The sequence below is a fragment of the Henriciella litoralis genome (assembly GCF_002088935.1).
Classification (GTDB): Bacteria; Pseudomonadota; Alphaproteobacteria; order Caulobacterales; family Hyphomonadaceae; genus Henriciella; species Henriciella litoralis.
This window is the reverse complement of record NZ_NCSS01000006.1, coordinates 2437491-2460091: the sequence shown is the minus strand read 5'-3', so window position 1 is coordinate 2460091 and position 22601 is coordinate 2437491. Positions and strand designations below refer to the sequence as shown.

Sequence of the window (22601 nt, the reverse complement as noted above, 5' to 3'; positions counted from 1 at the left end):
ATGAGAGGCGCTAGGCCTTTGCGTCGAGAACGTTTTTCAGACCGACTTTCATGTCGAGCGCTGTGTAGACATGCTCATCGTCGACATAGACACGGCCATCGGCGATGCCGAGATTGAGCTTGCCGCGGCGCACGCGTTTGATGTCGATCACATATTTGACTAGTTTCTTGTCCGGCGTGATCTCGCCGGTGAACTTCACTTCGCCAACGCCCAGCGCACGGCCCTTGCCGGGCGACCCCGACCAGCCGAGCCAGTAGCCGACCGCCTGCCACATCGCATCAAGGCCGAGACAGCCCGGCATCACCGGATCGCCCGGGAAGTGGCACTGGAAGAACCAGAGTTCTGGATCGATGTCATATTCGCCGATCACGTGGCCTTTACCGAACTCGCCGCCATCGAGGCTGATTTCGGTGATCCGGTCCATCATCAGCATTGGCGGCCGAGGCAGCTGCGCATTGCCCGGTCCGAAGAGTTGCCCGTGACCGGATACGAGAAGATCTTCCTTGGTGTAGGAGGATTTCGGAGTGTGAAAATCGTGAGGACCGCTCATTGGCCACCTGTCGCTTACTTCAGAAAAACAGGCCATGAGCCTGCAACAAGCCGCGCTGTCAAGCAAACGTCACGGGCAGCAGGCCTGCGATAGTGGTACAGCTCAAAGGCCGCCGGTCTGGATTTCGGTGCCCCAGATAGCGCTCTTGCTGACCCAGCCACGATATTTATCGGCCTTGATTTCGCACCACGCCGCCTCGCAATGATCAAGCTCGGCCACGACACCTTCCTGAAGGGTCGCAACCCCGCGGGCGGCCACATTGGGCTTTTTACGCATGACCGATTCCGTCATCAACACGATGTGCGGCGCGTCCTTCAACATGCGGGCCTGCACCCAGACTTCGTCGCCATCCGCGTCGCGAACCTGAACCCAGTCGCGTGTTTCCTTGATCACCAGAACCGGCATGCCTTCGCGCTCATAGCGCCAGACGATCTTATGGTCGCGCGAGGGACCCTTGCGTCCATGCACGGCCGAATAGCGCAAAGATTCAAAGCGCGGCACCGGCTTTCCTGAAAACTGGCTGATCTTCACCGCCTGAGGGTCTGCACCAGCCGTTGCAAAACTGGTCACAGTCAGGATAAGGCAAGCCGAAACGAAAGAGCGAATGAGCATTAACATGTCTCCATCTTCGCCCAGTGTGGTGAATCAGAGGTAAAGCTCTTTAGCTATATGCATTGGCGCGCGCAGCTGGCTCTGCTATGCGCTTTTTGCAAGGAAAGGAAACGTCGATGACCGCAAAGCGGCTGAAGGTAATTGTAACGCGGCGCTTGCCGGACCCTGTCGAAATCCGTCTGAAGGAATTGTTCGACACCGAACTCAATGAAACCGATGTCCCTTTCAGCGATGCTCAGCTGGTCGATGCGGTGAAGCGGGCGGACGTACTCGTCCCGACCGTGACCGACAAAATCGATGGGCGCCTGCTTGCTCAGGCCGCGCCGCAGCTCCGGCATATCGCGCAGTTTGGCGCAGGCGTGGACAATCTCGATATCGAAAGCGCGGTTCAGCGCGGCATCACCGTAACGAATACGCCAGGCGTCCTGACAGACGATACCGCCGACGTGACCATGGCGCTGATCCTCGGTGTGCCTCGCCGCCTGCATGAGGGTATCCAGCTTCTGGAAGCAGGCAAGTTCGATGGATGGGCACCAACCTGGATGCTGGGCCGCCGCCTTTCTGGCAAGCGCCTAGGCATTATCGGGATGGGCCGTATCGGCCAGGCTGTCGCCCGGCGCGCCAAAGCATTTGGCCTGCAGATCCACTATCACAACCGCAAGCCGGTCAATCGTCAGGTCACCGAAGAACTGGACGCGACCTATTGGGAAAGCCTCGACCAGATGCTGTCGCGCATGGACATCATTTCGGTCAATTGCCCGCACACGCCAGCCACGTTCCACCTGCTATCGGCGCGCCGTCTCGAACTGATCCGGAAAGACGCGTTCATCGTCAACACCGCGCGCGGTGAGGTGATCGACGAAGCTGCGCTCGCACGCGCCCTCAAGGCGGGCAAGATCGCCGGCGCGGGCCTCGACGTGTTTGAGCGTGAACCTTCGGTCAATCCAGAGCTGATCGGCCTGCCAAACGTGATCCTGCTGCCTCATATGGGCTCGGCCACCATCGAAGGCCGGATCGAGATGGGCGAAAAAGTCATCATCAACATCAAGACATTTGCTGACGGCCACCGACCGCCAGACAGGGTCATCCCGGCAATCCTTTAAGTCACTGGTTGACGGAAAAGCCATTCATGCGTCAACTCCTGCGTAAAAGTGGGAGTTGCCGGAATGAGATATCTGCTGGTTTGCGCATGGCTAATCCTGTCCTGCGCATTGGCGACGGCCCAGGGCACGGTCACGAATGAATTGCGCAACGGCCTGAAGCTTGACGACTTCCTCAAAGAGCCTGCGCTCAGCAAAATAGAAATGTCTCCGAGCGGTAACTGGCTAGCGGCCCTGCAACAGGGCGAATCTGGCGAGGTGCTGGCCCTCGTGGATCTGCGATCGGATGAGTTCAAGGTCCGCCATGTCAATGTCGGCGAAGAGCTATTCATCAATTGGGTCGAGTGGGCCAGCGACGACTGGCTGATGATCTCCGCCACGATGTTCGGCAACCTTCGGGGCGAGGTTTTCACGCGCGAGACAATTCTGGACGCCCGTTTCGATAACATCCGCCATCTGCCTATCCCGATGACCCGCCTAATCCTTCTGTCCAGAGACGGCCAGAAGCATCATGTCGTGTTTGAAGGTAATCGCTCGCTAGAACGTCGGAACCTTGATCTCGGGCGCGTCGTAAGCTTCCTGCCAAATGATCCAGACCATTTTCTGATTGCGGCCAACCTCCACGGCGATCTCGATCTTTTCAAGGTGCAGATCTCTACCGGCGAGTATGAGCGGGTCGCGCTTGGCCGGTGGCTGACGACCAGGTGGTTCGTGGATGCTGAGGGCAATCCCGCCTTCCGCGTCGACCAGAATCGCCGCGGCACTGTGCTTTACTATTATGGCCCGGAAAAGAAGAAAAATGGCGACATCAAATGGCGGAAACTGAAAACGGTCCGCGTGAGTGACATCGAGAATGTGTCAAAGCAAACGACCGACTTTCGGCCACTCTCACCCGGTCCACAGCTCGCGACATATTACGTCGCCGCCCGTCCTGAGGGGACAAACACGACGGGCATATACCTCTACAATTTCGAAACCGGCGAAATCCTGGAGACCATCAAGACCCACCCGACGCTCGATATTGAAAACGCGATCATCAATCCGGAGACCTATGAATATCTCGGCAGCTATCACTTCGAAGATGTTCTCAAGCTCGAATATAATAATCCTCGCCTTCAGGCCCATATCGATGGCCTGAGCACATTTTTCGAGGGCAAGGCCAATCTCATTCCCCTCGATGCGAGCCGGGACGGAAAGAAATGGCTTTTGCTGGCTGACGGACCGAAGTTCGCATCCCACTACTACGTCTATTCAACCGATGAGGCGAAAATCGACCATTTCGGCACGGCGTTTCCAGATCTGCATCACGACGCTCTCTCCGATGTGGACGTCATCAAATACGAGGCGCGTGATGGATTGGAGATCACAGGCTATTATACGGTTCCGAACGGTCTGGCTGAGGGAGAGATACCGCCCCTCATCATGATGCCCCATGGCGGTCCGGAAAATCGTGATATCTACGAGTACAACCGGGACGCCCAGATCCTGGCGGCGCAAGGATATGCCGTCTTCCAGCCGAACTTCCGGGGCTCCTCAGGCTATGGTCTGAGCTTCGCTGATGGCGGCCGCCGCCAGTGGGGCCGGGCCATGCAGACAGATATTGAGGATGGCCTGCGATATCTGCAGCAAACCGGGCGCGCGGAAGATGGACGGGCCTGCATCGTGGGCTACAGCTATGGCGGATACGCAGCGCTGGCTGCGGCTACACTGACACCGGACATGTACCAGTGCGTCATCGCGGGCGCCGCGCCCTCCGATCTTCTCGAGCAGCTGAAATATGTCAAAAAGGAAGACGGTAGCGATTCCGAAAACTACGAGTACTGGGTCAAGCACATGGGGCACCCTTCACGGGACAAGGATGCGCTACGGGCGATCTCTCCGGCGCAACTCGCCGACCGCGTAAAAGCCCCGATCCTGCTCATTCATGGCGAAAACGACTCAATCGTGCCGATCAAACAGAGCGAACTGATGGCCGACGCGCTGCGGGACGCCGGACGCTATTTCAAGTTTGTACGTCTGGAAGAGGGAGGCCATACCTATCGCACGCCGCAGGATCAGAAAAAGGAGTTGCTCGAGACGCTGAACTTCCTGGACCGGTACCTGCCCCTGACGCCCTGGCAATATGAATCCGGTACGACATCGGCCTCATCCGGGGAAGAAACCGAAAAGGCTGAAACAGGGATGGAGTTGGACGCGCCAGTTCCGGCTGAAGCTGAACCCAACTAAAAAAGCCCGGCATCGCTGCCGGGCTTTTCATTTCGAAATTCCGTCTGAACGCGCCTAATGCACGCTCACCGGGCGCATTTCGTGGGCGCGGGCGGCAGCGAATGCGGCGTCCCGGCCTTCCACGATGGCAAGCTGTTCGCCTTCGCCATTGGCGAGCACGAATAGCGCATCGCGGTCTGCGACCGTATCGAGCGCTTCGGGTGGCAATCCGGCCAATTCCTGCTCCGCAATGCGACGGATATAGACAAGGTCCTTGGCAGAGAACACTTTGGAAGCGTGGTTTTGAATGTCTGTCGTCATGGCAATTACCTTCCTTTCAAAGACAGGGCCACGACACATCCAACCCGGCTGATTCGCCCCGCTTAGCGGCAACGCCTCTTTGAGCGCCGGGTGCTGTGTCACTGTTAAATCTGGTGACTCAAATTGCCGCGTTCAAGCCGATAAAGCGGCAGGAAGTGGGCATTTGATCACTTTGGTAGCCCTTCTCTGAACAGCTGTTCAGTCCCGAGCCGACATCTAGTCGAATTGCTCGATCACAATATCGTCTTCAGAAACACCAATATCGCCTAGAGTCGCTACGATTTCCTCAATCATGTCGTCCGGCCCGCAAACATAGCATTTGCCTTTGCCAGGCTTGATCCGGTCGCTCAGCAGCGCCTTGTCGATCTGGCCTGTGTGCACGTCGGCCTTCTTCTGGTCCGTGACCGTGAAATAGGTCGACAGGCCCGGCATGCTTTCAAACTCGTCGCGATAGATGATGTCTGCTTCGGTACTGTTAGAGAAAATCAGCTCACAGCCTTCCAGCGTGCCCTTATCAGCAAGGCGCTGACGCATGATGGCGACGAAAGGCGTGACGCCTGCCCCGCCAGCGATAAACCAGCCCTTGCCTTCATCGCTGATCGCGCCCCATGGCTCGTCCACGATAATCTTGTCACCCGGCTGCATCTTGCCGATCTGCTCGGTGACGCCGTCATGCTCTGGATAGGATTTGATCGTGAATTCAAGCTTGCCTTCTGAGGGCAAGCTTGTCGGCGTGAACGGGCGTTTTTCGCCGCGCCAGCCTTCCTTGTCCAGCGCGACATCGAAGGCCTGGCCTGGGCGGTAGCGCATGCCCTGCGGCATGGTGAAGGTCAGGCGGTTAACGTCGGGGGTGACTTTCTCGATCGCTTGCAGCGTCAGTGTCTGTGGCATGGGATACTCCTTTTCAAAGGGAGTAACGCGAAGCCTTGCAGCGCTGTTCCGGACTGCGTCGGTCGCAGGGCGCGCACAGAGAACCCCGCACAGGGCAAAAGGCACCATTGCATGACAGTGAGTCGGCCCGGCTCAATTGAGCAAGAACAAGAAAGGCCCCTGCCGGGACACTTATTTCGTAAAGCCAATCTCACGGTAACCGGGCTGCTGCCGCAGCATTCAAATCCTAAAATCGGTCCACTGGACCGATTTTTTGCGACGCAAACCGGAGTTGAATGGTGGAGCCTAGCGGGATCGAACCGCTGACCTCCTGCATGCCATGCAGGCGCTCTCCCAGCTGAGCTAAGGCCCCAATTCATTGGAGACGCGTGAGTTATCGGCTCACGCGCTCCTGATCAAGTCCAATTATCAGGACTTTTTATTATCGTCTTCCTCATCCTCGTCATCGCCGAGGTCATCTTCGTCATCATCGAGGTCGATGTCGTCATCATCGTCGAGGTCAATGTCGATATCGTCGTCGAGTTCGAAGTCTTCTTCCTCGTCGTCGAGGTCAACGTCGTCATCGTCGTCGTCGAGGCCATCTTCCGTGAAGCCTGCAGGCACTTTGCCCGGTGCAGCTTCTTCGTCTTCCTCTTCATCGCCGCCTTCGAGAACGACTTCATCGGCTTCGGACCCGAGTTCGCGGGAAGCGACGTCATCTTCGTCGTCTTCTTCCTCGTCCTCGTCGTCGTCTTCCTCGTCATCATCGTCGATATCGTCATCGTCGATGTCGCGAGCGGCCGCCTTCTTCTTTTTCTTTTTCTTCTTGTTGTCTTCTTCGGCCTCGTCCTCATCGTCATCATCGACCGGGACGGCGCTCTTGGCCCGCTTGGCTTTCAGCTTTGCGCTGGTTGAGCGCACTTCATCATCCTCAGGGTCAAACTCGGTCTTGCACTTAGGGCAGACGGCTGGACGCTTGTTCAGGTCATAGAACTTGGCTTCGCAGCTCGGGCAAATCTGTTTGGTACCAAGATCAGGATCGGACATGGGCCGGGTCTCCAGGACGCGATTGAAATAATGTTGGCGCGCTTGCCAGAAACGTCCGCCCCTGTCAAAGCGCTTTTCGCTGCTTCTGCATAGGAGAAACCATTGGCCTGGACTTCGTTCCCTGTTCCCCGCCTCCAGGGTGCCATTCGCGCACCCGGCGACAAATCCTGTTCGCATCGCGCTTTGATGTTCGCAGGCATTGCCGAAGGCACGTCCGAAATCTCCGGCTTGCTGGAGGGCGAAGATGTGCTCAACACGGCAAAAGCCATGGCGGCACTGGGCGCTGTCACCACCCGCACGGGCGATGGACGCTGGTCAGTAAAGGGGGTTGGACGCGCCGGATTGCGCTCGCCGGATGCGGCGCTGGACTTTGGCAATTCCGGGACAGGATCACGTCTGATGATGGGGCTGATGTCCGGATACCCGATCAATGTCGAAATCATCGGCGACGAAAGCCTGTCGAAACGCCCGATGAACCGCGTGATCAATCCACTGGAAAAAATGGGCGCCCGATTCGAGCATGATGGCCGCGGCATGTTGCCTCTACGGCTGCATGGCTCTGACAAGCTTACCCCAATCGCATTCGCCCCGCCGCAAGCCTCTGCACAGGTGAAATCCTGCGTCCTCCTCGCCGGACTGAACGCGGTCGGAAAAACCGTCGTCACAGAGACGCGGGCCACACGCGACCACACAGAGCGGATGCTACGCGGGTTTGGCGCCGAAGTTGGCACGGCCAGCGGCGAAGGCACGCAGAACATCGTCTCCATTGAGGGCGGCCAACAACTGCAGGCGGTCGACACCGCGATCCCTGGCGACCCGTCTTCGGCCGCCTTTCTGATCGCAGCCGCGCTGATCTCCCGCTCCGGCGGCGTCATCGTAGAAGGCATCATGTCAAACGAGACGCGGGACGGGTTCTTCCAGGCCGCGGCCCTGATGGGCGCTGACCTTGGCGCAGAAGAGATGGGCGATGCGGCCGGTGAACGTCTGATCGACATGCAGGGCGCCTCCAGTCAGCTGCAAGGCCGGGCCATTCCGGAAGAGCTCGTCGCCTCGATGATTGACGAGTTTCCGATCCTCGCCGTCCTCGCCGCTTTTGCCGAAGGCGACACTGTCGTCACCGGCGCTGAGGAGCTGCGGGTCAAGGAAAGCGACCGCATCGCGGCCATTGTCGCCATGCTGCGCGTCAACGGTGTCGAGGTGGATGAGACCGAGGACGGCTTCGTTGTGCACGGATGCGGCGGACCGCCTCCGGGCGGCGGCCTGGTGGAGACCCACCACGACCACCGGATCGCCATGAGCGCACTTGTCATGGGCACCGCTAGCCAGAACCCGGTTTCCATTGATGACGCGGCCATGATCGCGACCTCCTACCCGGCATTCATGAGCCATATGGCCGAACTTGGCGCAGACATTCGCGAGACCTGACCGGACACGCGCTGCGGACCGGACGCGCGCGCCAACGCCCCGCCCTAAAGACCCGTGAATTAAACGGCTCCAAATATTTTGCCGCTTGCGGTTGCGATTAATTCTCATATGCAGTAGCGCTCCCTGCAATTGAGAACAATTTGCATTCTGGAGCCTGTTCATGAGTACCGCCATCCGCCGACCGGCAAGCCTTCGCCGGCATGCCGCTATCTATTCTGCTGCTGCGTTGGCGGTCGGGCTGCCAGCCGTCGCAGAACCTGACGAGCCGGAACTTCGTAACCCGACCATCACGGTCACCGATCCGGGCGCGGACACGAACCCCTATGCCGATCCAGAGGCGCCCTATCGCGCGGTCCGGTCCGCCAGCGGCCTTCTGACCGAGGACCTGATCGACACGCCCAAGACGATTAGCGTCATCACAGACGAGACCCTGAAAGACCTCGGCGCGACATCCTTCCGGGACGTGTTCCGCACGCAGCCGGGCATTACCCTCGGCACAGGCGAAGGCGGCAACGCATTTGGCGACCGCATCTTCATTCGTGGGTTCGATGCGCGGAACGATGTCTATGTCGATGGTGTGCGTGATCCGGGCGTCGGTTCGCGCGAAACATTTGCCGTGCAGCAGATTGAGGTCCTGAAAGGCCCTTCGTCGACATTTGGCGGCCGTGGCACGACCGGCGGGGCCGTCAGCCTCGTTTCCAAACAGCCCGGAAAGGGTGACTGGGGCGACGCAGAATTCACGCTCGGCACCGACGATACCCGTCGCGCGACGATCGACCTCAACGAACAGATCACCGACACGTTCGCTGTGCGCTTCAACGGCATGGTGCACGAATCCGGCGTGGCTGGCCGCGATCATGTCTACAATGACCGCTGGGGCACGGCATTCGCAGCAGAGTGGACCCCTTCAACCGCGCTCGAAGTCGGCTTTGACTACTATCACCTGTCGACCGACTTCCTGCCAGACTGGGGCCACCCTTACGACACCAACAAGAACCGGCCGTTCGATGTTCGGCGGGACAATTTCTATGGCGTTCTCTCGCGCGATTATGGCGAGACCTTCTCGGACATCTATACCGGGCGACTGGCTTGGGCGATTTCGGACACGATGCAGTTCAATACTATTCTTCGCTACGGCCAGTCCAAAAACGCCTACACAGCTTCGGCGCCTGAGCGGCCCGATCCGGTTGCCCGCACCGTCAGCGCCAACGCCAAGCGCCGCAACGCCATTACAGAATACTGGACCAACCAGTCCTATCTCACGATGGACTTCGACACCGGCGGCGTCTCTCACACCCTGGTGACCGGCATTGAGCTATCGCGCGAGGAAATCATCAATCGCCAGCAGGCCTTCACCGAATGCGCAACACTTCCTTGCACGGGCACCAGTGCCAACCCAATTCTCGATCTCGACAATCCGGACAATGGCATTCCGTTTGGCAACGAAACAGCTGTGACGGGTCGCCCCACAATTGAAACTGAAACAGCGGCCATCTATGCCGTCGATACGCTGACCTTCTCACCCAAATGGCAGGCCAGTATTGGCATTCGCGCAGATGACTATTCTGCCGAAGCTACCAACATTTCCGGACGCAGTGGCCCACAGCCGGACCGCGGATCGGACAGTCAGTTTATCAACTGGAATGCGGGTCTGGTCTATAAGCCCGTCGAGAATGCAACGATCTACGGCAACTTCTCATCGGCCTCCAATCCGCCCTGCGAACAGCTCGACGCGTTCGCCATCGATTATGGCGGCTGCGACGCGGCAACGACGGATCTCGATCCGGTGGAAAATCTCTCCTACGAACTGGGCGCGAAGGCCAACCTCTTCGGGCATTTTGACCTGACCGGCGCAGTCTTCCTGATTGAAAGGGACGGCGTGCCGATCGGTATCGGCCGCGGCGCCAGCGCGACTATTGGGTCTCAGGATCAGGAAGTCTATGGCTTCGAAGTTGGCGTGGCCGGTAACCTCACCGAAGACTGGAGCCTGTTCGGCGGCTTCACTGCGTTCGATACCGAAGTCACCGACAGTTCCGACCCTTCCCAGATCGGCGAAAGTTTCCCGAACGTCTCTGAGACAAGCTTCACGCTGACCTCGCGCTATCAGATCACGGACCGGATCCATATCGGGGGCACGGGGAACTACAACAGCGAGAAATTCGGCGGTACGGTCGCCGCCGGATCAACGCAGGTGCCTGATTATTGGCGGTTCGATATGTTTGGCGGGATTGAGTTGCGCGAAGGCCTGGAGCTTTCTTTCAACATACTCAACATCACGGACGAGCTTTACTATGACGCGCTTTACAGGTCCGGCACGCCATTCAGCTATGTTGCACCCGGGCGGTCTGCGTCCATCACGCTTGATGTCGATTTCTGATCGGTAGATCATTTCAATAAAACCAGAGCGGGCCACCGTAAGAAGTGGCCCGCCTCTACTTTGCCGGAGGTGACCCATGCTGATCTGTATTCCTAGCGTTCTGTCGAAAGACGAGGTCCAGGCGGTTCGCGAGCTCATCGATGCATCCGACTGGGTCGATGGACGCGTGACCGCCGGCGCGCAGTCGGCGCAGGCCAAGAAAAACACACAACTGCCCGAAGACAGCAAAGCGGCAATTGAGGCCCGCGCGATGATCAGCCGCGCGCTTGGCAATCACCCGCTCTTCCTGTCCGCTGCCCTGCCCCGCAAGGTCTTTCCGCCGCTGTTCAATCGCTACAGCATTGGCGACAGATTTGGCGCGCACGTGGACAATGCGATCAGGCCGGTGAAAAACTCCCTGGAACGCATCCGGACCGATTTGTCGGCCACGCTGTTCCTCACCGAGCCGGACACCTATGATGGTGGAGAGCTTGTCATCGAAACCCGGTTTGGCGCGCAGGAAGTGAAGCTGGAAGCAGGTGACATGGTCCTCTACCCGGCCTCCAGTCTTCATAACGTTACGCAGATCACGCGCGGCGCCCGCATTTCCAGCTTTTTCTGGATTGAAAGCATGGTCCGGGACGATGGAGAACGCGAGCTTCTGTTTGATCTCGACCAGTCCGTTCAGACGCTGGCGGCCGCGCACGGCCAGGACAATGAAGAAGTGATCCGGCTGACCGGCATCTATCACAATCTGATGCGCCGCTGGGCCAACGCTTGACGCCAGCCGGATGATCCCGCATTTCGCGCGACATGATTATTGCAATTGATGGCACTCTGGCGTCCGGCAAGGGCACGATCGCCCGGCGAATAGCCGCGTGGTACGGCCTTCCCTATATGGATACAGGTCGGCTTTACCGGGCGACCGGGGTTGCCAGTCTCCACAAAGGGGCCGCGCTGGATGACGGTTCTGCCGTGGCACGCATTGCCGTCAGTCTCGATCTTGACGATTTCGAAGAAGACCAGCTTCGCACGGCTGAAGCCGGTCAGGCCGCGTCGAAAGTCGCCGCCCTTCCGGAGGTGCGCGCCGCATTGCTGGAACTTCAGCGCGCCTTCGCCAACCAGCCAACGGGCGCCGTTCTCGATGGCCGCGACATCGGCACGGTCGTCTGCCCGACTGCCGATGTGAAGCTCTGGATCGATGCGGCGACAGACGTGCGGGCCGAGCGTCGCCACCGCGAGCTTAGTGCGGCTGGCGACACGATAACGCTGGCCGAGCTGACCCAGCAATTGCGCGAACGCGACGAGCGTGACCGCAATCGCAAGGATGCGCCGATGAAAATGGCCGCAGACGCGGTCTTGATCGATACCACTGATCTGACTATAGACGCGGCTGTGGATAAGGCACGGGCTGCTGTCGAAAAGGCATTGGCCCGCCCTGAGTAGCAGGTTCTGGCGCCCAGCGCGTCAAATCCCAAAACCTGCCTCTGCCCGACCCGATTATACCTGACAGCGTTATAACGCCAGCAATCCTGCTGGGCGTCACGAACCCGCGCTGGTCAGTTCTGGAGAAAAAATGTCAACTGAAACCATGAACCCGAGCACCGACGACTTCGCAGCAATGTTCGAAGACTCAACCGGTGCTTCTACCCTGCAGGAAGGCCGCGTGGTCCCTGCCACTGTCGTTGCAATTACCGGCGACAATCTGATCCTCGACGTCGGCCTGAAGGTCGAAGGCCGCGTGCCACTCAAGGAATTCCTGCTCGAAGACGAGCAGCCAAAAGCTGGCGATATCGTCGAAGTCTACCTCGACCGTATCGAAAACCTGATGGGCGAAGCCGTTCTTTCGCGCGACAAGGCTCGCCGCGAAGAGAGCTGGATCAAGCTCGAAGACAGCCACAACAAGGACGAGCCGGTCAAAGGCGCGATCTCTGGCCGCGTCAAAGGCGGTTTCACCGTCGATCTTGGCGGCGTCAACGCGTTCCTTCCAGGCTCGCAAGTCGACATCCGTCCTGTTCGCGACGTTGGCCCACTGATGGGCGAAGTTCAGCCTTTCGCAATTCTCAAGCTCGACCGCGCACGCGGCAACATCGTTGTCTCGCGCCGCGCTATCCTTGAAGAGAGCCGTGCAGAACAGCGCGCTGAAATCGTTGAAGCGATGAATGAAGGCGATGTCCGCGACGGCGTCGTCAAGAACATCACCGATTACGGTGCATTCGTCGATCTCGGCGGCATCGATGGCCTGCTTCACGTCACCGATATGAGCTGGAAGCGGATCAACCACCCAAGCCAGGTCGTCAATGTTGGCGACACGGTCAAAGTGCAGATCATCAAGGTCAACGAAGATACCCAGCGTATCTCCCTCGGCATGAAGCAGCTTGAAGCTGATCCATGGGAAGGCGTCGAGAGCAAGTATCTCGTCGGCACCCGTCTGCCAGGCCAGGTCACCAACATCACCGATTACGGTGCATTCGTTGAGCTGGAAGATGGCGTTGAAGGTCTGATCCACGTCTCTGAAATGAGCTGGACCAAGAAGAACGTTCATCCGGGCAAGATCGTGTCGACCTCTCAGGAAGTCATGGTCGAAGTTCTCGATGTCGATTCCGAAAAGCGTCGTATCTCGCTTGGCCTCAAGCAGACCCAGGACAATCCTTGGTCGGCCTTCATGGCAGAGCACCCAGCCGGTACCGAAGTCGAAGGCGAAGTTCGTGGCATCACGGAATTCGGTCTGTTCATCGGTCTTGGACCAGAGCTCGACGGCATGGTTCACATCAACGACATCTCCTGGGATGTCCCCGGCGAGCAAGCGATTGCCAACTTCAACAAGGGCGACGTTGTCCGCGCGAAAGTGCTCGACGTTGACACCGAGAAGGAGCGTATCTCGCTCGGCATCAAGCAGCTTGCTGGCGATCCGATGACGGACATGGATGTTCGCCGCGGCGACGTCGTGACCTGTACGGTCAGCGAAGTCACCTCCGGTGGCATCGAGGTCCAGTTCGGCGATCCAGCCATGACGGCCTTTATCCGTCGTTCGGACCTGTCGCGTGACCGTTCTGAGCAACGCCCAGAGCGTTACTCGGTTGGTGACAAGGTCGACGCCAAGATCACTCAGATGGACAAGGCTTCACGCCGCGTTTCCGTCTCGATCAAGGCGCTCGAAATCTCCGAAGAGCAGGAAGCCGTCAAGCAGTACGGATCCGCTGATAGCGGTGCGTCGCTCGGTGACATTCTCGGTGCAGCGCTGGCGTCCGGTGACGGCGAAGGCGACGCCGATGCGAAGAAATCGGACGATAGCGACGAATAGTGCATGATTTGGCGGCATCCCCGTCGCCAAATTTGCATCTTTTAATTTTTTCGGGGCAAGCGCCACTGGCGTTTGCCCCGAATTTCATTTACATTCAAAGCTATGCTTAGGTCCGAACTCATATCCAGGCTCGCAGCCGAATATTCTCATCTCAAGCATGATGATCTTGAGAGAATTGTTGCTGTCATCCTGGAAGAAATTGCTGAGGCGCTCGCCAATGGCGACCGCGTAGAACTCCGAGGGTTTGGCGCCTTTTCGGTTCGCGAGCGCAAGCCGCGGGTCGGTCGCAATCCCAGAACCGGCGAAAAAGTGATGGTGGAGGCCAAATCGGTCCCCTTCTTCCGGCCGGGCAAGGAATTGAGAGCCCGCGTCAATGGCGGCTCGGACCCAGAAGCGCGTTAGACGCCCTTCGGGCCTACGGCTACTTCCAATAGACAATTAGTTGACGCTCGCACCAAAGCCGGGAATATCCCCGTATTGTTAGTGCTGGTGCAGTAATTTCTGAAAGGAGCCGGTTATGTTCAAGGAATTCAAAGAATTCGCCATGAAGGGAAACCTGGTCGATCTGGCCGTTGGTTTCATTCTGGGTGGTGCGTTCTCGACCATCGTGAAGTCTCTCGTCAACGACATCATGATGCCACCCCTTGGCCTTTTGCTTGGCGGTGTCGACTTCGCCGACCTGATCTACCCACTGGATGGCGGGACTTATGAATCGCTCGAAGCGGCCAATGAAGCCGGCGCGCCGGTCATCGCCTATGGCCTCTTTATCAACAACGTTATTTCCTTCGTGATCATGGCGCTTGCCCTCTTCTTTGTGGTCAAGGGCATCAACCAAATGAAGCGCAAACAGGAAGAAGCCCCGGCTGAAGCCCCGCCACCGCCGCGCCAGGAAGTCCTGCTCGAAGAAATCCGCAATCTGCTCGCCAAACAGCAATCGTAAACTGTTAACCAAATCGCGCGACAAAAAGCGTGAAGTAGATTGTGTAGAGATTAAAGGCGGCAACCGGTCCCGGTGCCGCCTTTTTCATGGTCGCCTGAAACCCGTCCTAGTACTCGTAGGGTTCCCAGTCCGTCATCTCGATCGTGTAGGCCGCATCCGCCAGATCAGAGGTCTGCTTCTGGACTTTTATCGTGCCCTCAATCCAGACGGCCTGAGACAGGTCCTTCAGTTTGATTGGCGTCTCGGTCCGGACAAAGACGGTCTGATTGGGCGGCGGTGGCGGCGCATGGAGACAGGCACCATAATAAGGCACCAGAAGAAATTCTGTGATTTGCGCGTCCTTGCCATATTCGAAAGGCACCGTGTAGCCGGGCAGACGCATCTTGACGCCGTCCATGTCCTTGACGGTGTTGAACGTGCCGATCTGTATCGCCTGATCTGCTGCAGACCCTTCAGCGATCCCGCCACCACCGCCGCCGGAATAGAGCGAAGCCATCTGCGCCTGATACATCTGGGCGATACGTTCTTCCTCGCCTTCGGGCATCAGGTCTTCCCAGGTGATCTCTTCATATTCGTCAGAGGTCGCAGCATCTGTGACCTCTGGGGCAGGTTCAGGAACCTTGTCACCGATTTCAGGTTCAGGCGTCGATGTCTCGGCGACCTCTTGCGCCTCAACCTCGACCGGTGGTTCAGCGGCCTCGCTAGGTTCGCTGCCACAGGCATGAAGCGCCAGAATGGCAATCGCGCTCGTCAGGAAATGTGAATGTCTCATGATCTCTATCTAATCCCCTCTGCGGGCCTCATCCATAAGCCTTGTGCATATTTCCGGCACTTCTTGCCGTGGCCCGCCATCAGATCTTCACCGTCAGCCCGTCCGCAAGAGACCGGCGCAAAGCCAGCACGGCCGGCGCCGTTCCAACCAGAAGTGCCGCTAAGGTCACCGCCAGAACAGTCAGGCCATCAATAGGCGCCAGCCCCAGCCCCTGAAGCGACACGCCATAGGTTGAGGCGAGGATAGGACCGGCGATCGCCAGCCCGACCTGTACAAGCACAACACCAAGCACCGCCCCGACAAAGCCCAGCAGCCCGGCCTCCAGCACCATCAGCAGGAAAATATGAACCGGCCGTGCGCCGGTCGCCCGCAGGATCGACATTTCGCGCCGCCGCTCATTGAGGCTGGTCAGAATACTCGTCAGCACAGACACCAGTCCCACAGCCACCACGAATATCGACACAGCGATCAGGGCCCGTTCGACAACACCGGTCACCTGCCAGAGCTCGCCGAGCGCAACGCCCGGTATGATCGCCAGAAGCGGCTCACCCGGACGGGTATTGATCGCCCGCTGCGTCGACAGGATCGACCCACGTCGCTCCAGGCCGACGAACGCGGCTGTTATGGATTTCGGGGTCAGATCAAATCCCCGGATCATCTTGTCACTGATCGTATCGGCCAACGGGCTGCGCGTACCGGTTTCCCAGCCGACATGGATAGCCGTGATGCTCTCCAGAGAGACATGGATGGTCTGGTCCACGGGCGTACCTGTCGGCTCAAGGATTCCCGTAACGATGAACGGTTTGTCCTTATGATCGGTCAACCCGCCTGCCCCCAAACCGTGCGTCAGGACAATCTCACTGCCGATCGAATAGCCAAGATCGCGCGCCACACGAGCGCCCAGCACCGCCTCGTAAATATCCTCAAACTGACGCCCTTCCTGCAGCGCCAGAGCCTGTCCCCGCCCATATTTATAGTGTTCGAAATAGGCTTCATTCGTGCCGAGCACCCGAAAGCCGCGATGACTGTCGCCCAGCGATATCGGAATGGTCCATGCGATATCCTCGCGGTCAGCGATATCCTGATAGGTCGGCCACGACATTTCCGCTGTCGCATTGCCCAGCCGGAATACCGAATAGAGCAGCAGATTGATCTGCCCTGTCGGCGCGCCAACAATCAAGTCGGTCCCGGAAATGGTATTGTCGAAGCCGTCGCGCGCGCCATGACGGGCTTTATCGACGCCAAGAAACAGCGCCACGGAAAGGGCAACCGCAAGCACGGTCAAAAGCGCAGAGCCGCGCCGATTGACGAGGCTACGCCAGGCAAGGCCGAGGATCGAAAAGCCGGTCATGCGTGCGCCCCGCATCTGTTAAGCTCGGAGAGATCGACACTGCGATCAAAATGGCTGGCAAGTGCGCCGTCGTGGCTGACAAAAAGGAGCGCTGCGCCCGACCGGGTCGCTTCGTCCTTGAGCAATTCGATAAACCTGTCGCGCGCATCCGCATCGAGCGCAGAGGTTGGCTCATCCGCGATGACAATTTGCGGCCCGCCGATCAGCGCCCGGGCAACCGCCACACGCTGCTGCTGACCAACGGAGAGATCTGTCACCTTGCGTTCCAACAGGTCGCTATCATCAAGCCCCAGTCGCGCCAGAAGACGGCGCGCTTCCTCAGCAGCTCCGCCAGCGGCTTCAACAGCTCGGCGACGGACGGTCGAAAACCGGCAAGGTAGCGTCACATTCTGGATAACCGAGAGATATGGCACCAAGTTAAACATCTGGAAGATGACGCCCAGCCGGTCTGCGCGCACGGCGTCACGCGCCGCCCCTTTCAGGCCGACCATATCCTGCCCGAGGACATTGATCTCTCCGGCATCAGCCTCCAGCACACCGGCAATAAGCCCCAGCAAGGTGGACTTGCCAGACCCACTCGGCCCCCGCAGGAAAAGTCGTTCGCCTTGGCCGAGCGTAAAGACCGGGACGTCGAGCAGAACCGGCCCGTCGCCCCATGAAAAGCGCAGATCGCGAATATCTATGGCAGGTTCAGACGACAAATCGCGGCCTAGTCAATGTTGAGCGCAGTCGTCGCGCCTGTCAGTTCCGCAGCGGCTTGCTGTGTATCGGAGACAAAAACGGCATCGACCGTTTTGATGTCCGGATATTGCGCGAGCATCACCAGATCGACCTGCTTGAGGCGCTCGGGCGACGAACACTGAAAGACGTGCTCGACCCGAAGCTCACCATGGTCGCCAGTCATCCGCGTCGCGGTCTCAGTCTGAGATGGCAGACAACCGGCCTGACTGTTCAATGTCACAAAATTAGCCGTCTCGCTGAGCGAGTCCTGGAGCGCTTCCATCGCGGCCACCTGCTTTTCTGTTTCCGGCTCATGCTCGAAGCCGATCACAGACATGAGCGGCGACTCGAATGTGACCGTCAGCATGTCGCCGTCCATCGCGGCGACAAGATTAGCATGTCCATGTTCATGCGCTTCGAGCCGTCCGGCCCCAGCTTCCTCAAGGGCATCGACAGCATTGTCAGTGTCCGCCTGCGGTTCGGCAGGCTCAGCCGGCGCGGCGGGCGCTTCCGGGGTCACGGTATCCTCTGGCGCGTCAGGCGAGCCCGGCGAACAGCCAACAAGAAGCGCACTCGATATCAGCAGGGCCGACAGTGGATATTTCAGCGTCATCAATGACCTTTCCGGCGCAGGCAGCAGCGCCTCGTTACAAAAGGGGTCGCAATCCCTGAAATGAGATACTATAACATGCCCCACGTAGCAATCGCGCCCTTTGAACCTTTAGCTGTCTTTTCAGCAAGAAACCTGCAAGGCAATCGGAAACATGTGGTCTTCCATGCAGGCGCCGCTCTTCTTCGGGCTGATCGCCGCTTTCTGCACAACTGTCGGACTGATCTTCGTGGCCCAGCGGGCGCCGTGGAGTGAGCGCAACGCGTCCCTGTTCGGCCTTGCGGCTGCGGGGATGCTGACGACACTCGCCTTCCTCCACATCATTCCAGAAGCCTTTCACCTCGCGCCAAATGCGCCTGCGTGGCTGGCTGTTGGTTTTTTCGGCGGGCTGCTTCTGAACAAGGCGGTGAGTGCCCTGTTTCCGACCAAGCCGGACGGCGGCAGCCAGCACGAGGCCATCACCCCCATCATCGCCATCGCCATCCACTCCCTTCTGGACGGCGTTATTTACGCGGTCACATTCGCGGCGAGCTTTGCCTCAGGCGTTTATGCCGCTGTGGGTCTGACCCTGCATGAGTTTCCAGAAGGCGTGATCGCTTTTGCGATCCTTCGCAAATATGGCGTCAGCAATGTGAAATCCTTCTGGCTCGCCTTCGTCGCAGCGGCAGCGACAACACCGCTTGGCGTCATCATATCTGGTCCCTTCGTCTATGGCATGGGTCCGGAGACCATCGGCTCGCTATTTGCCGTCTCGGCCGGCCTGCTGATATATGTAGCGACCGGACCGCTGATGGCCCCTCTGAAGGATATGAAGCCCGCGCGTGGCCTTGGCGCCATCGCCGCCGGGATCGGCGCCGCCGTCATTCTGGTCATGGCGCCTGTGCATGATGACGACCATGCAGGTTTGCACGATGATCATGATACCCACGAAATGCCGGCCCCTTATTTACCAGGCAAAGACGCCGATCCGTCCGGCAATCGCCTCTGATATTTTGGCCTGCTCGCTCTGAACGGCATCGCACTTGCACTCGCCATGGTTAGCTAAAGGTAACCGGCAGGAGTGAAGATGCGCAAAACGGTGTTAAGATACGCAGGTGCGCTGCTTGTTTCGGTTATTTCGACCTATACCGGCCTGTCCCGTTTTGCACTGGCCGAAGCGCCTGATGTGCCAGCCTGCTCATTGACCGATGTGAGCGCCTGGCAGGCCGCACTGACGAACCCCACTGAAGAAGTGACGCCCGCCTACACCGTCCGTGTCACTGAGGCTTTCATTGATCGCTGCCCGGACCGCCCGGAAGTCCCCGAGGCTCACAGGCTCGCGGCCATGTCGTCAGTCTGGGATGGCAATGCAGAGGCGGCCGTGAGCCATTTTGAACAAGTCGGCACACTGACGGACAGCAAGTCGCTCCTGCTCTACACCGCCGCAAGCCTCGCCATTGGAGAAGATGACGCCGCCTGGAAGCTCCGCGACGCTGCCATTTCCAGCTGGCTGGAAAGGCTCGCCCGCCGCAGGCAGGCCGATATCAAGACGACCGAGACCAGAGGCGGCCTCATCCTGTCGGTCACTTTCCGGCAAGTTGATGCCGACAATCCCACCTCCCAGCTCTGGCTCGCATGGCCGCATAGAGCTGGCTGGCCGGCCGCCCTGTCGGTAAGTTCTGAAGCTCAGCTCAATGCTTTTCATCGCCTGCGCGCGGGTGAAGACGCAGCAGATGTGAAACATGTCCGCCTCTATCGCTGCCGCGCCCGCCGCCTTCTGGCCCGCACGACAGAGACGGTCAGCCCGGAAGACATAGAAGAGACAGCGATACTTGCGATGCAGGCCTATCTCGCTGCGCCAGACCGGTCTGATCCCGGCACGCTTCAGACCTGCATATTCGACGAACGCATCCTGCCGGACATTCATCCGGCGCGCGCTGTGCCCATCCAGTAAACATCTGGCGAGCCGATCCACATCTTTGTTCAAAACAAGGGTGACAGGTGTTCCTGCTTTGGGCGAAATGGCCCCGGGCTGACCGGATAATAAAGCATGGCAAATCAGACTGGGGACGTATGGGCCAAACGCGTGGAGCGGCCGCTTCTGATCCTTGGAGCCCTGCTGGTCTGCGCGCCGCTCGCCGTTTATGCGATGGATTCGATTTATGGCCTTGGGCGGGCTGATCCGCTCGCCGTTTCAACACTATTGGGTGGGCTTGGTGCAGGCCTGATGGCCCTCAGCCAGGGCACATGCTGGCGGCGCTTCTTCATCGCTCTGGTCGGGGGTCTCGCCCTCGTCGCGCTACAGGTTTACGGAATTGCCTTCATCGTGCTGCGTGCGCCAATCCCCGGATAGGGTTAGTTCGGCCGCACAGCGTACACAGCCAGATTCTTGCCAAAGAAGCGCCCGGCGATAACGTCCAGCGCCCTTGAAAACGGAAAGATGAGACGATCATAAATCGTGATCGACTTTTCGCTGACATCGCCGGATCCATTGTCGACCAGCTTGAATGCCATTGTCGCCGGCACACCCAGACTATCGGCAAACCGCACCTTCTCGACGTAGAAACCCGCATCGCGCAGCTTCTCGACCAGTTCACGGCGGCCATAGCGGCGCCAATGTCCAACTTTCTTGTCCATGTTCGAGTACAGGAAATCGAAAGCGGGCACGTAGACAGCCAGACGTCCGCCCGGCTTGATCATCCGATAGAGATCAGCCATCGCCGTCTTGTCGTCTTCGATGTGCTCGAGCACGTTCAGCGTAAAGGCATAGTCCACTGAGGCATCAGCGACTTCATCTGCCGACCGGGCAACCTCAAAACCTTCGCTTTCCAGCCGGCGGCTAAGACGCTCATCCGGCTCAAGACAGGTGAGCGAGGCCACCTCGCCGCGAAGCGGGCGGGAGAAAGAGCCGATGCCGGCCCCGAAATCGAGAACCCGGTCACCGGGCTGCATCGGCGCAGCGACAAACTCACTGAGTGAGCGATTATAGTTCTTCGCATTGGCCAGGATATCGAGCTCCTCAACGCCTGTATAAGGCATCTCGGTTGTGCCACCGCGGTCCGGGCGCACGGCCTTACGACGAAAGGCGATATGCCCATAGCCAAAGTATGAGATCCACATCGAGACCGCGCTTGCGACAGCGACAGCGACGGCCGGGATCATATGAATGCTGCTCATCACTAGCGCGGCATAGACAAGATAGTTGGCAAGCGCGGCGCAGCCGGCAACGAACGCATACCGTACACCTTCGCTCGCCTGGCTTGATTGGCTTGGCTTGAAGGTGAAGGAGCGGTTGAGCCGCCAGGTCACAAGTGTGGCGGCCCCCATGGAGATCGCACGTGAGCTGAACGGGTCGAGGCCGCTATGGATAAGCGCCGTTACAATTGCTGCGTCGACGACAAAGCCGACCCCGCCAACAATTCCGAAGCGGAATATGCGTTGCGCCTGATGCGATGAAATCATTTCGACCATTTCCCTGCAGGATAGCTGAGGAAGACCGATCGCTTCGCTTCAACTCGCGCGCGGGCCAGGCTGTCGAGGATCAAGCCGCACACAGCCGCCACGGTCGCGACGATGATCAGCCCCATGGAGAGCACTGCTGTCGGGAAGCGCGGCACAAGACCCGTTTCAAGATAAGTCATGATAATTGGCGCTGAGAGCCCCAGTGCGCAAAGCGTCAGAAGCAGGCCGATCGCGCCGAAGAAGGCCGCTGGACGGGTCTCCTTGGCCAGCATGAAGAACATGCCGAGAATACGGAAACCGTCCCGGAAGGTCCGCAGCTTTGAGGCTGAATCTTCTGGCCGCACACCATAAGGCGTTGGCCGTTCCAGGGTCGGGATCCCGATCTGGCAGGAATGGACCGACATTTCGGTCTCGATCTCAAACCCGCCGGACACAGCTGGGAATGACTTCACGAACCGGCGCGAGAAAACGCGGTAGCCGGAAAAGATGTCGCTGAACTGGCGCCCGAACATGGCGTTGAACAGCCTGTTGAAGATGCTGTTGCCAAAGGCGTGGCCACCGCGGCCTGCATCCTTGGTCACATTGGCGCGTGTCCCCACGACCATATCGACATGATTGCGCTTCATCAGCTCAATAAGGGTGGGCGCAAGCGAGGCATCATAAGTGCCATCGCCATCTGCCATGACGTAAATGTCCGCTTCGACATCAGCGAAGATACGGCGAACCACATGGCCTTTGCCCTGACGCATCTCGGTGCGCACGATCGCGCCAGCCTGGCGGGCGATCTCAGCGGTGCCATCTGTGGAGTTATTGTCGAAGACATAGATATCTGCGGCCGGAAGCGCTGTGCGAAAGGCTGCGATGACATCCGCGATGGTCGCCGCTTCATTATAACAAGGCAAAGTGACCGCAATGCGCGCCTCTTCCGCGTCAGACACCGGGCGCGGATCGAATGTTTCAAGGTTCGCAGTCTTCAT

At 58.8% G+C, this 22601-nt stretch carries 23 protein-coding genes and 1 tRNA gene; 12 read left to right on the top strand and 12 right to left on the bottom strand.

Annotation, left to right across the window (positions count from 1 at the left end; all coding sequences use genetic code 11):
- Positions 1-10 precede the first annotated feature (10 nt).
- Positions 11-550, bottom strand: a complete 540-nt coding sequence (gene fabA, locus B8783_RS15565; RefSeq protein WP_084420996.1) for a bifunctional 3-hydroxydecanoyl-ACP dehydratase/trans-2-decenoyl-ACP isomerase — start codon at positions 548-550, stop codon at positions 11-13.
- 102 nt (positions 551-652) lie between these two features.
- Positions 653-1162, bottom strand: coding sequence for an SH3 domain-containing protein (locus B8783_RS15560; protein ID WP_169711820.1), 510 nt, complete (start codon positions 1160-1162; stop codon positions 653-655).
- 116 nt (positions 1163-1278) lie between these two features.
- On the opposite strand from B8783_RS15560, the gene B8783_RS15555 reads away from it, so the two are divergent.
- Both B8783_RS15555 and B8783_RS15550 read left to right on the top strand, forming a co-directional pair.
- Positions 1279-2265, top strand: a complete 987-nt coding sequence (locus B8783_RS15555; RefSeq protein WP_084420994.1) for a 2-hydroxyacid dehydrogenase — start codon at positions 1279-1281, stop codon at positions 2263-2265.
- 63 nt (positions 2266-2328) lie between these two features.
- Positions 2329-4488 (top strand): alpha/beta hydrolase family protein, encoded by a 2160-nt coding sequence (locus tag B8783_RS15550; RefSeq protein ID WP_084420993.1) that lies wholly within the window; start codon positions 2329-2331, stop codon positions 4486-4488.
- Between the two features lie 54 nt (positions 4489-4542).
- Here the strand turns inward: B8783_RS15550 and B8783_RS15545 are convergent, their stop codons facing one another.
- From B8783_RS15545 to B8783_RS15530, 4 genes are all read right to left on the bottom strand, one after another.
- Positions 4543-4788 carry a DUF1150 family protein gene (locus tag B8783_RS15545; protein WP_084420992.1) on the bottom strand — a complete coding sequence of 82 codons (246 nt, stop codon included), beginning with the start codon at positions 4786-4788 and terminating at the stop codon, positions 4543-4545.
- 216 nt (positions 4789-5004) lie between these two features.
- On the bottom strand, positions 5005-5679 hold the full coding sequence (locus B8783_RS15540; RefSeq protein WP_084420991.1) for an FAD-binding oxidoreductase: 675 nt from the start codon (positions 5677-5679) through the stop codon (positions 5005-5007).
- Positions 5680-5955: 276 nt separating this feature from the next.
- A tRNA-Ala gene (locus tag B8783_RS15535) sits at positions 5956-6031 on the bottom strand.
- Positions 6032-6087: 56 nt separating this feature from the next.
- On the bottom strand, positions 6088-6705 hold the full coding sequence (locus tag B8783_RS15530) for a TIGR02300 family protein (protein WP_084420990.1): 618 nt from the start codon (positions 6703-6705) through the stop codon (positions 6088-6090).
- 102 nt (positions 6706-6807) lie between these two features.
- Here B8783_RS15530 and aroA point away from each other — a divergent pair, with 102 nt between their 5' ends.
- From aroA to mscL, 7 genes are all read left to right on the top strand, one after another.
- Positions 6808-8130 (top strand): 3-phosphoshikimate 1-carboxyvinyltransferase, encoded by a 1323-nt coding sequence (aroA, locus tag B8783_RS15525; RefSeq protein WP_084420989.1) that lies wholly within the window; start codon positions 6808-6810, stop codon positions 8128-8130.
- 160 nt (positions 8131-8290) lie between these two features.
- Positions 8291-10507, top strand: coding sequence for a TonB-dependent receptor (locus B8783_RS15520; protein ID WP_084420988.1), 2217 nt, complete (start codon positions 8291-8293; stop codon positions 10505-10507).
- Between the two features lie 76 nt (positions 10508-10583).
- Complete coding sequence (locus B8783_RS15515) at positions 10584-11267, top strand: Fe2+-dependent dioxygenase (RefSeq protein WP_084420987.1); 684 nt, start codon at positions 10584-10586, stop codon at positions 11265-11267.
- 32 nt (positions 11268-11299) lie between these two features.
- Complete coding sequence (cmk, locus tag B8783_RS15510; RefSeq protein ID WP_084420986.1) at positions 11300-11932, top strand: (d)CMP kinase; 633 nt, start codon at positions 11300-11302, stop codon at positions 11930-11932.
- A 130-nt stretch (positions 11933-12062) separates the two neighbouring features.
- A complete protein-coding gene (rpsA, locus tag B8783_RS15505) occupies positions 12063-13790 on the top strand; it encodes a 30S ribosomal protein S1 (protein WP_084420985.1) in 1728 nt (575 codons plus the stop codon).
- 102 nt (positions 13791-13892) lie between these two features.
- The gene (locus B8783_RS15500; protein ID WP_084420984.1) at positions 13893-14192 is read left to right on the top strand and encodes an integration host factor subunit beta; all 300 of its coding nucleotides are present in this window, start codon (positions 13893-13895) and stop codon (positions 14190-14192) included.
- 115 nt (positions 14193-14307) lie between these two features.
- Entirely contained in the window at positions 14308-14730 is a 423-nt protein-coding gene (gene mscL / locus B8783_RS15495; RefSeq protein WP_084420983.1) for a large conductance mechanosensitive channel protein MscL, read from the top strand.
- A 106-nt stretch (positions 14731-14836) separates the two neighbouring features.
- Here the strand turns inward: mscL and B8783_RS15490 are convergent, their stop codons facing one another.
- The 4 genes from B8783_RS15490 to B8783_RS15475 form a co-directional block, all read right to left on the bottom strand.
- Complete coding sequence (locus B8783_RS15490; RefSeq protein WP_084420982.1) at positions 14837-15502, bottom strand: DUF3299 domain-containing protein; 666 nt, start codon at positions 15500-15502, stop codon at positions 14837-14839.
- Between the two features lie 79 nt (positions 15503-15581).
- The gene (locus B8783_RS15485) at positions 15582-16853 is read right to left on the bottom strand and encodes an ABC transporter permease (protein WP_084422140.1); all 1272 of its coding nucleotides are present in this window, start codon (positions 16851-16853) and stop codon (positions 15582-15584) included.
- The gene (locus B8783_RS15480) at positions 16850-17554 is read right to left on the bottom strand and encodes an ABC transporter ATP-binding protein (protein WP_084420981.1); all 705 of its coding nucleotides are present in this window, start codon (positions 17552-17554) and stop codon (positions 16850-16852) included. Before B8783_RS15480 ends, B8783_RS15485 begins: the two co-directional genes overlap by 4 nt.
- 8 nt (positions 17555-17562) lie before the next feature.
- Positions 17563-18186 (bottom strand): ZrgA family zinc uptake protein, encoded by a 624-nt coding sequence (locus B8783_RS15475; protein ID WP_084420980.1) that lies wholly within the window; start codon positions 18184-18186, stop codon positions 17563-17565.
- A gap of 151 nt (positions 18187-18337) precedes the next feature.
- Between B8783_RS15475 and B8783_RS15470 the strand changes: the two genes are divergently transcribed.
- The 3 genes from B8783_RS15470 (at position 18338) to B8783_RS15460 (ending at position 20515) form a co-directional block, all read left to right on the top strand.
- On the top strand, positions 18338-19171 hold the full coding sequence (locus B8783_RS15470; RefSeq protein ID WP_084420979.1) for a ZIP family metal transporter: 834 nt from the start codon (positions 18338-18340) through the stop codon (positions 19169-19171).
- A gap of 78 nt (positions 19172-19249) precedes the next feature.
- Positions 19250-20116, top strand: coding sequence for a hypothetical protein (locus B8783_RS15465; protein WP_084420978.1), 867 nt, complete (start codon positions 19250-19252; stop codon positions 20114-20116).
- A 96-nt stretch (positions 20117-20212) separates the two neighbouring features.
- The gene (locus tag B8783_RS15460; protein WP_084420977.1) at positions 20213-20515 is read left to right on the top strand and encodes a hypothetical protein; all 303 of its coding nucleotides are present in this window, start codon (positions 20213-20215) and stop codon (positions 20513-20515) included.
- Positions 20516-20517: 2 nt separating this feature from the next.
- On the opposite strand, the gene B8783_RS15455 is transcribed toward B8783_RS15460, so the two are convergent.
- Positions 20518-21624, bottom strand: coding sequence for a GtrA family protein (locus B8783_RS15455; RefSeq protein WP_169711819.1), 1107 nt, complete (start codon positions 21622-21624; stop codon positions 20518-20520).
- The gene (locus B8783_RS15450) at positions 21621-22601 is read right to left on the bottom strand and encodes a glycosyltransferase (RefSeq protein ID WP_084420975.1); all 981 of its coding nucleotides are present in this window, start codon (positions 22599-22601) and stop codon (positions 21621-21623) included. Before B8783_RS15450 ends, B8783_RS15455 begins: the two co-directional genes overlap by 4 nt.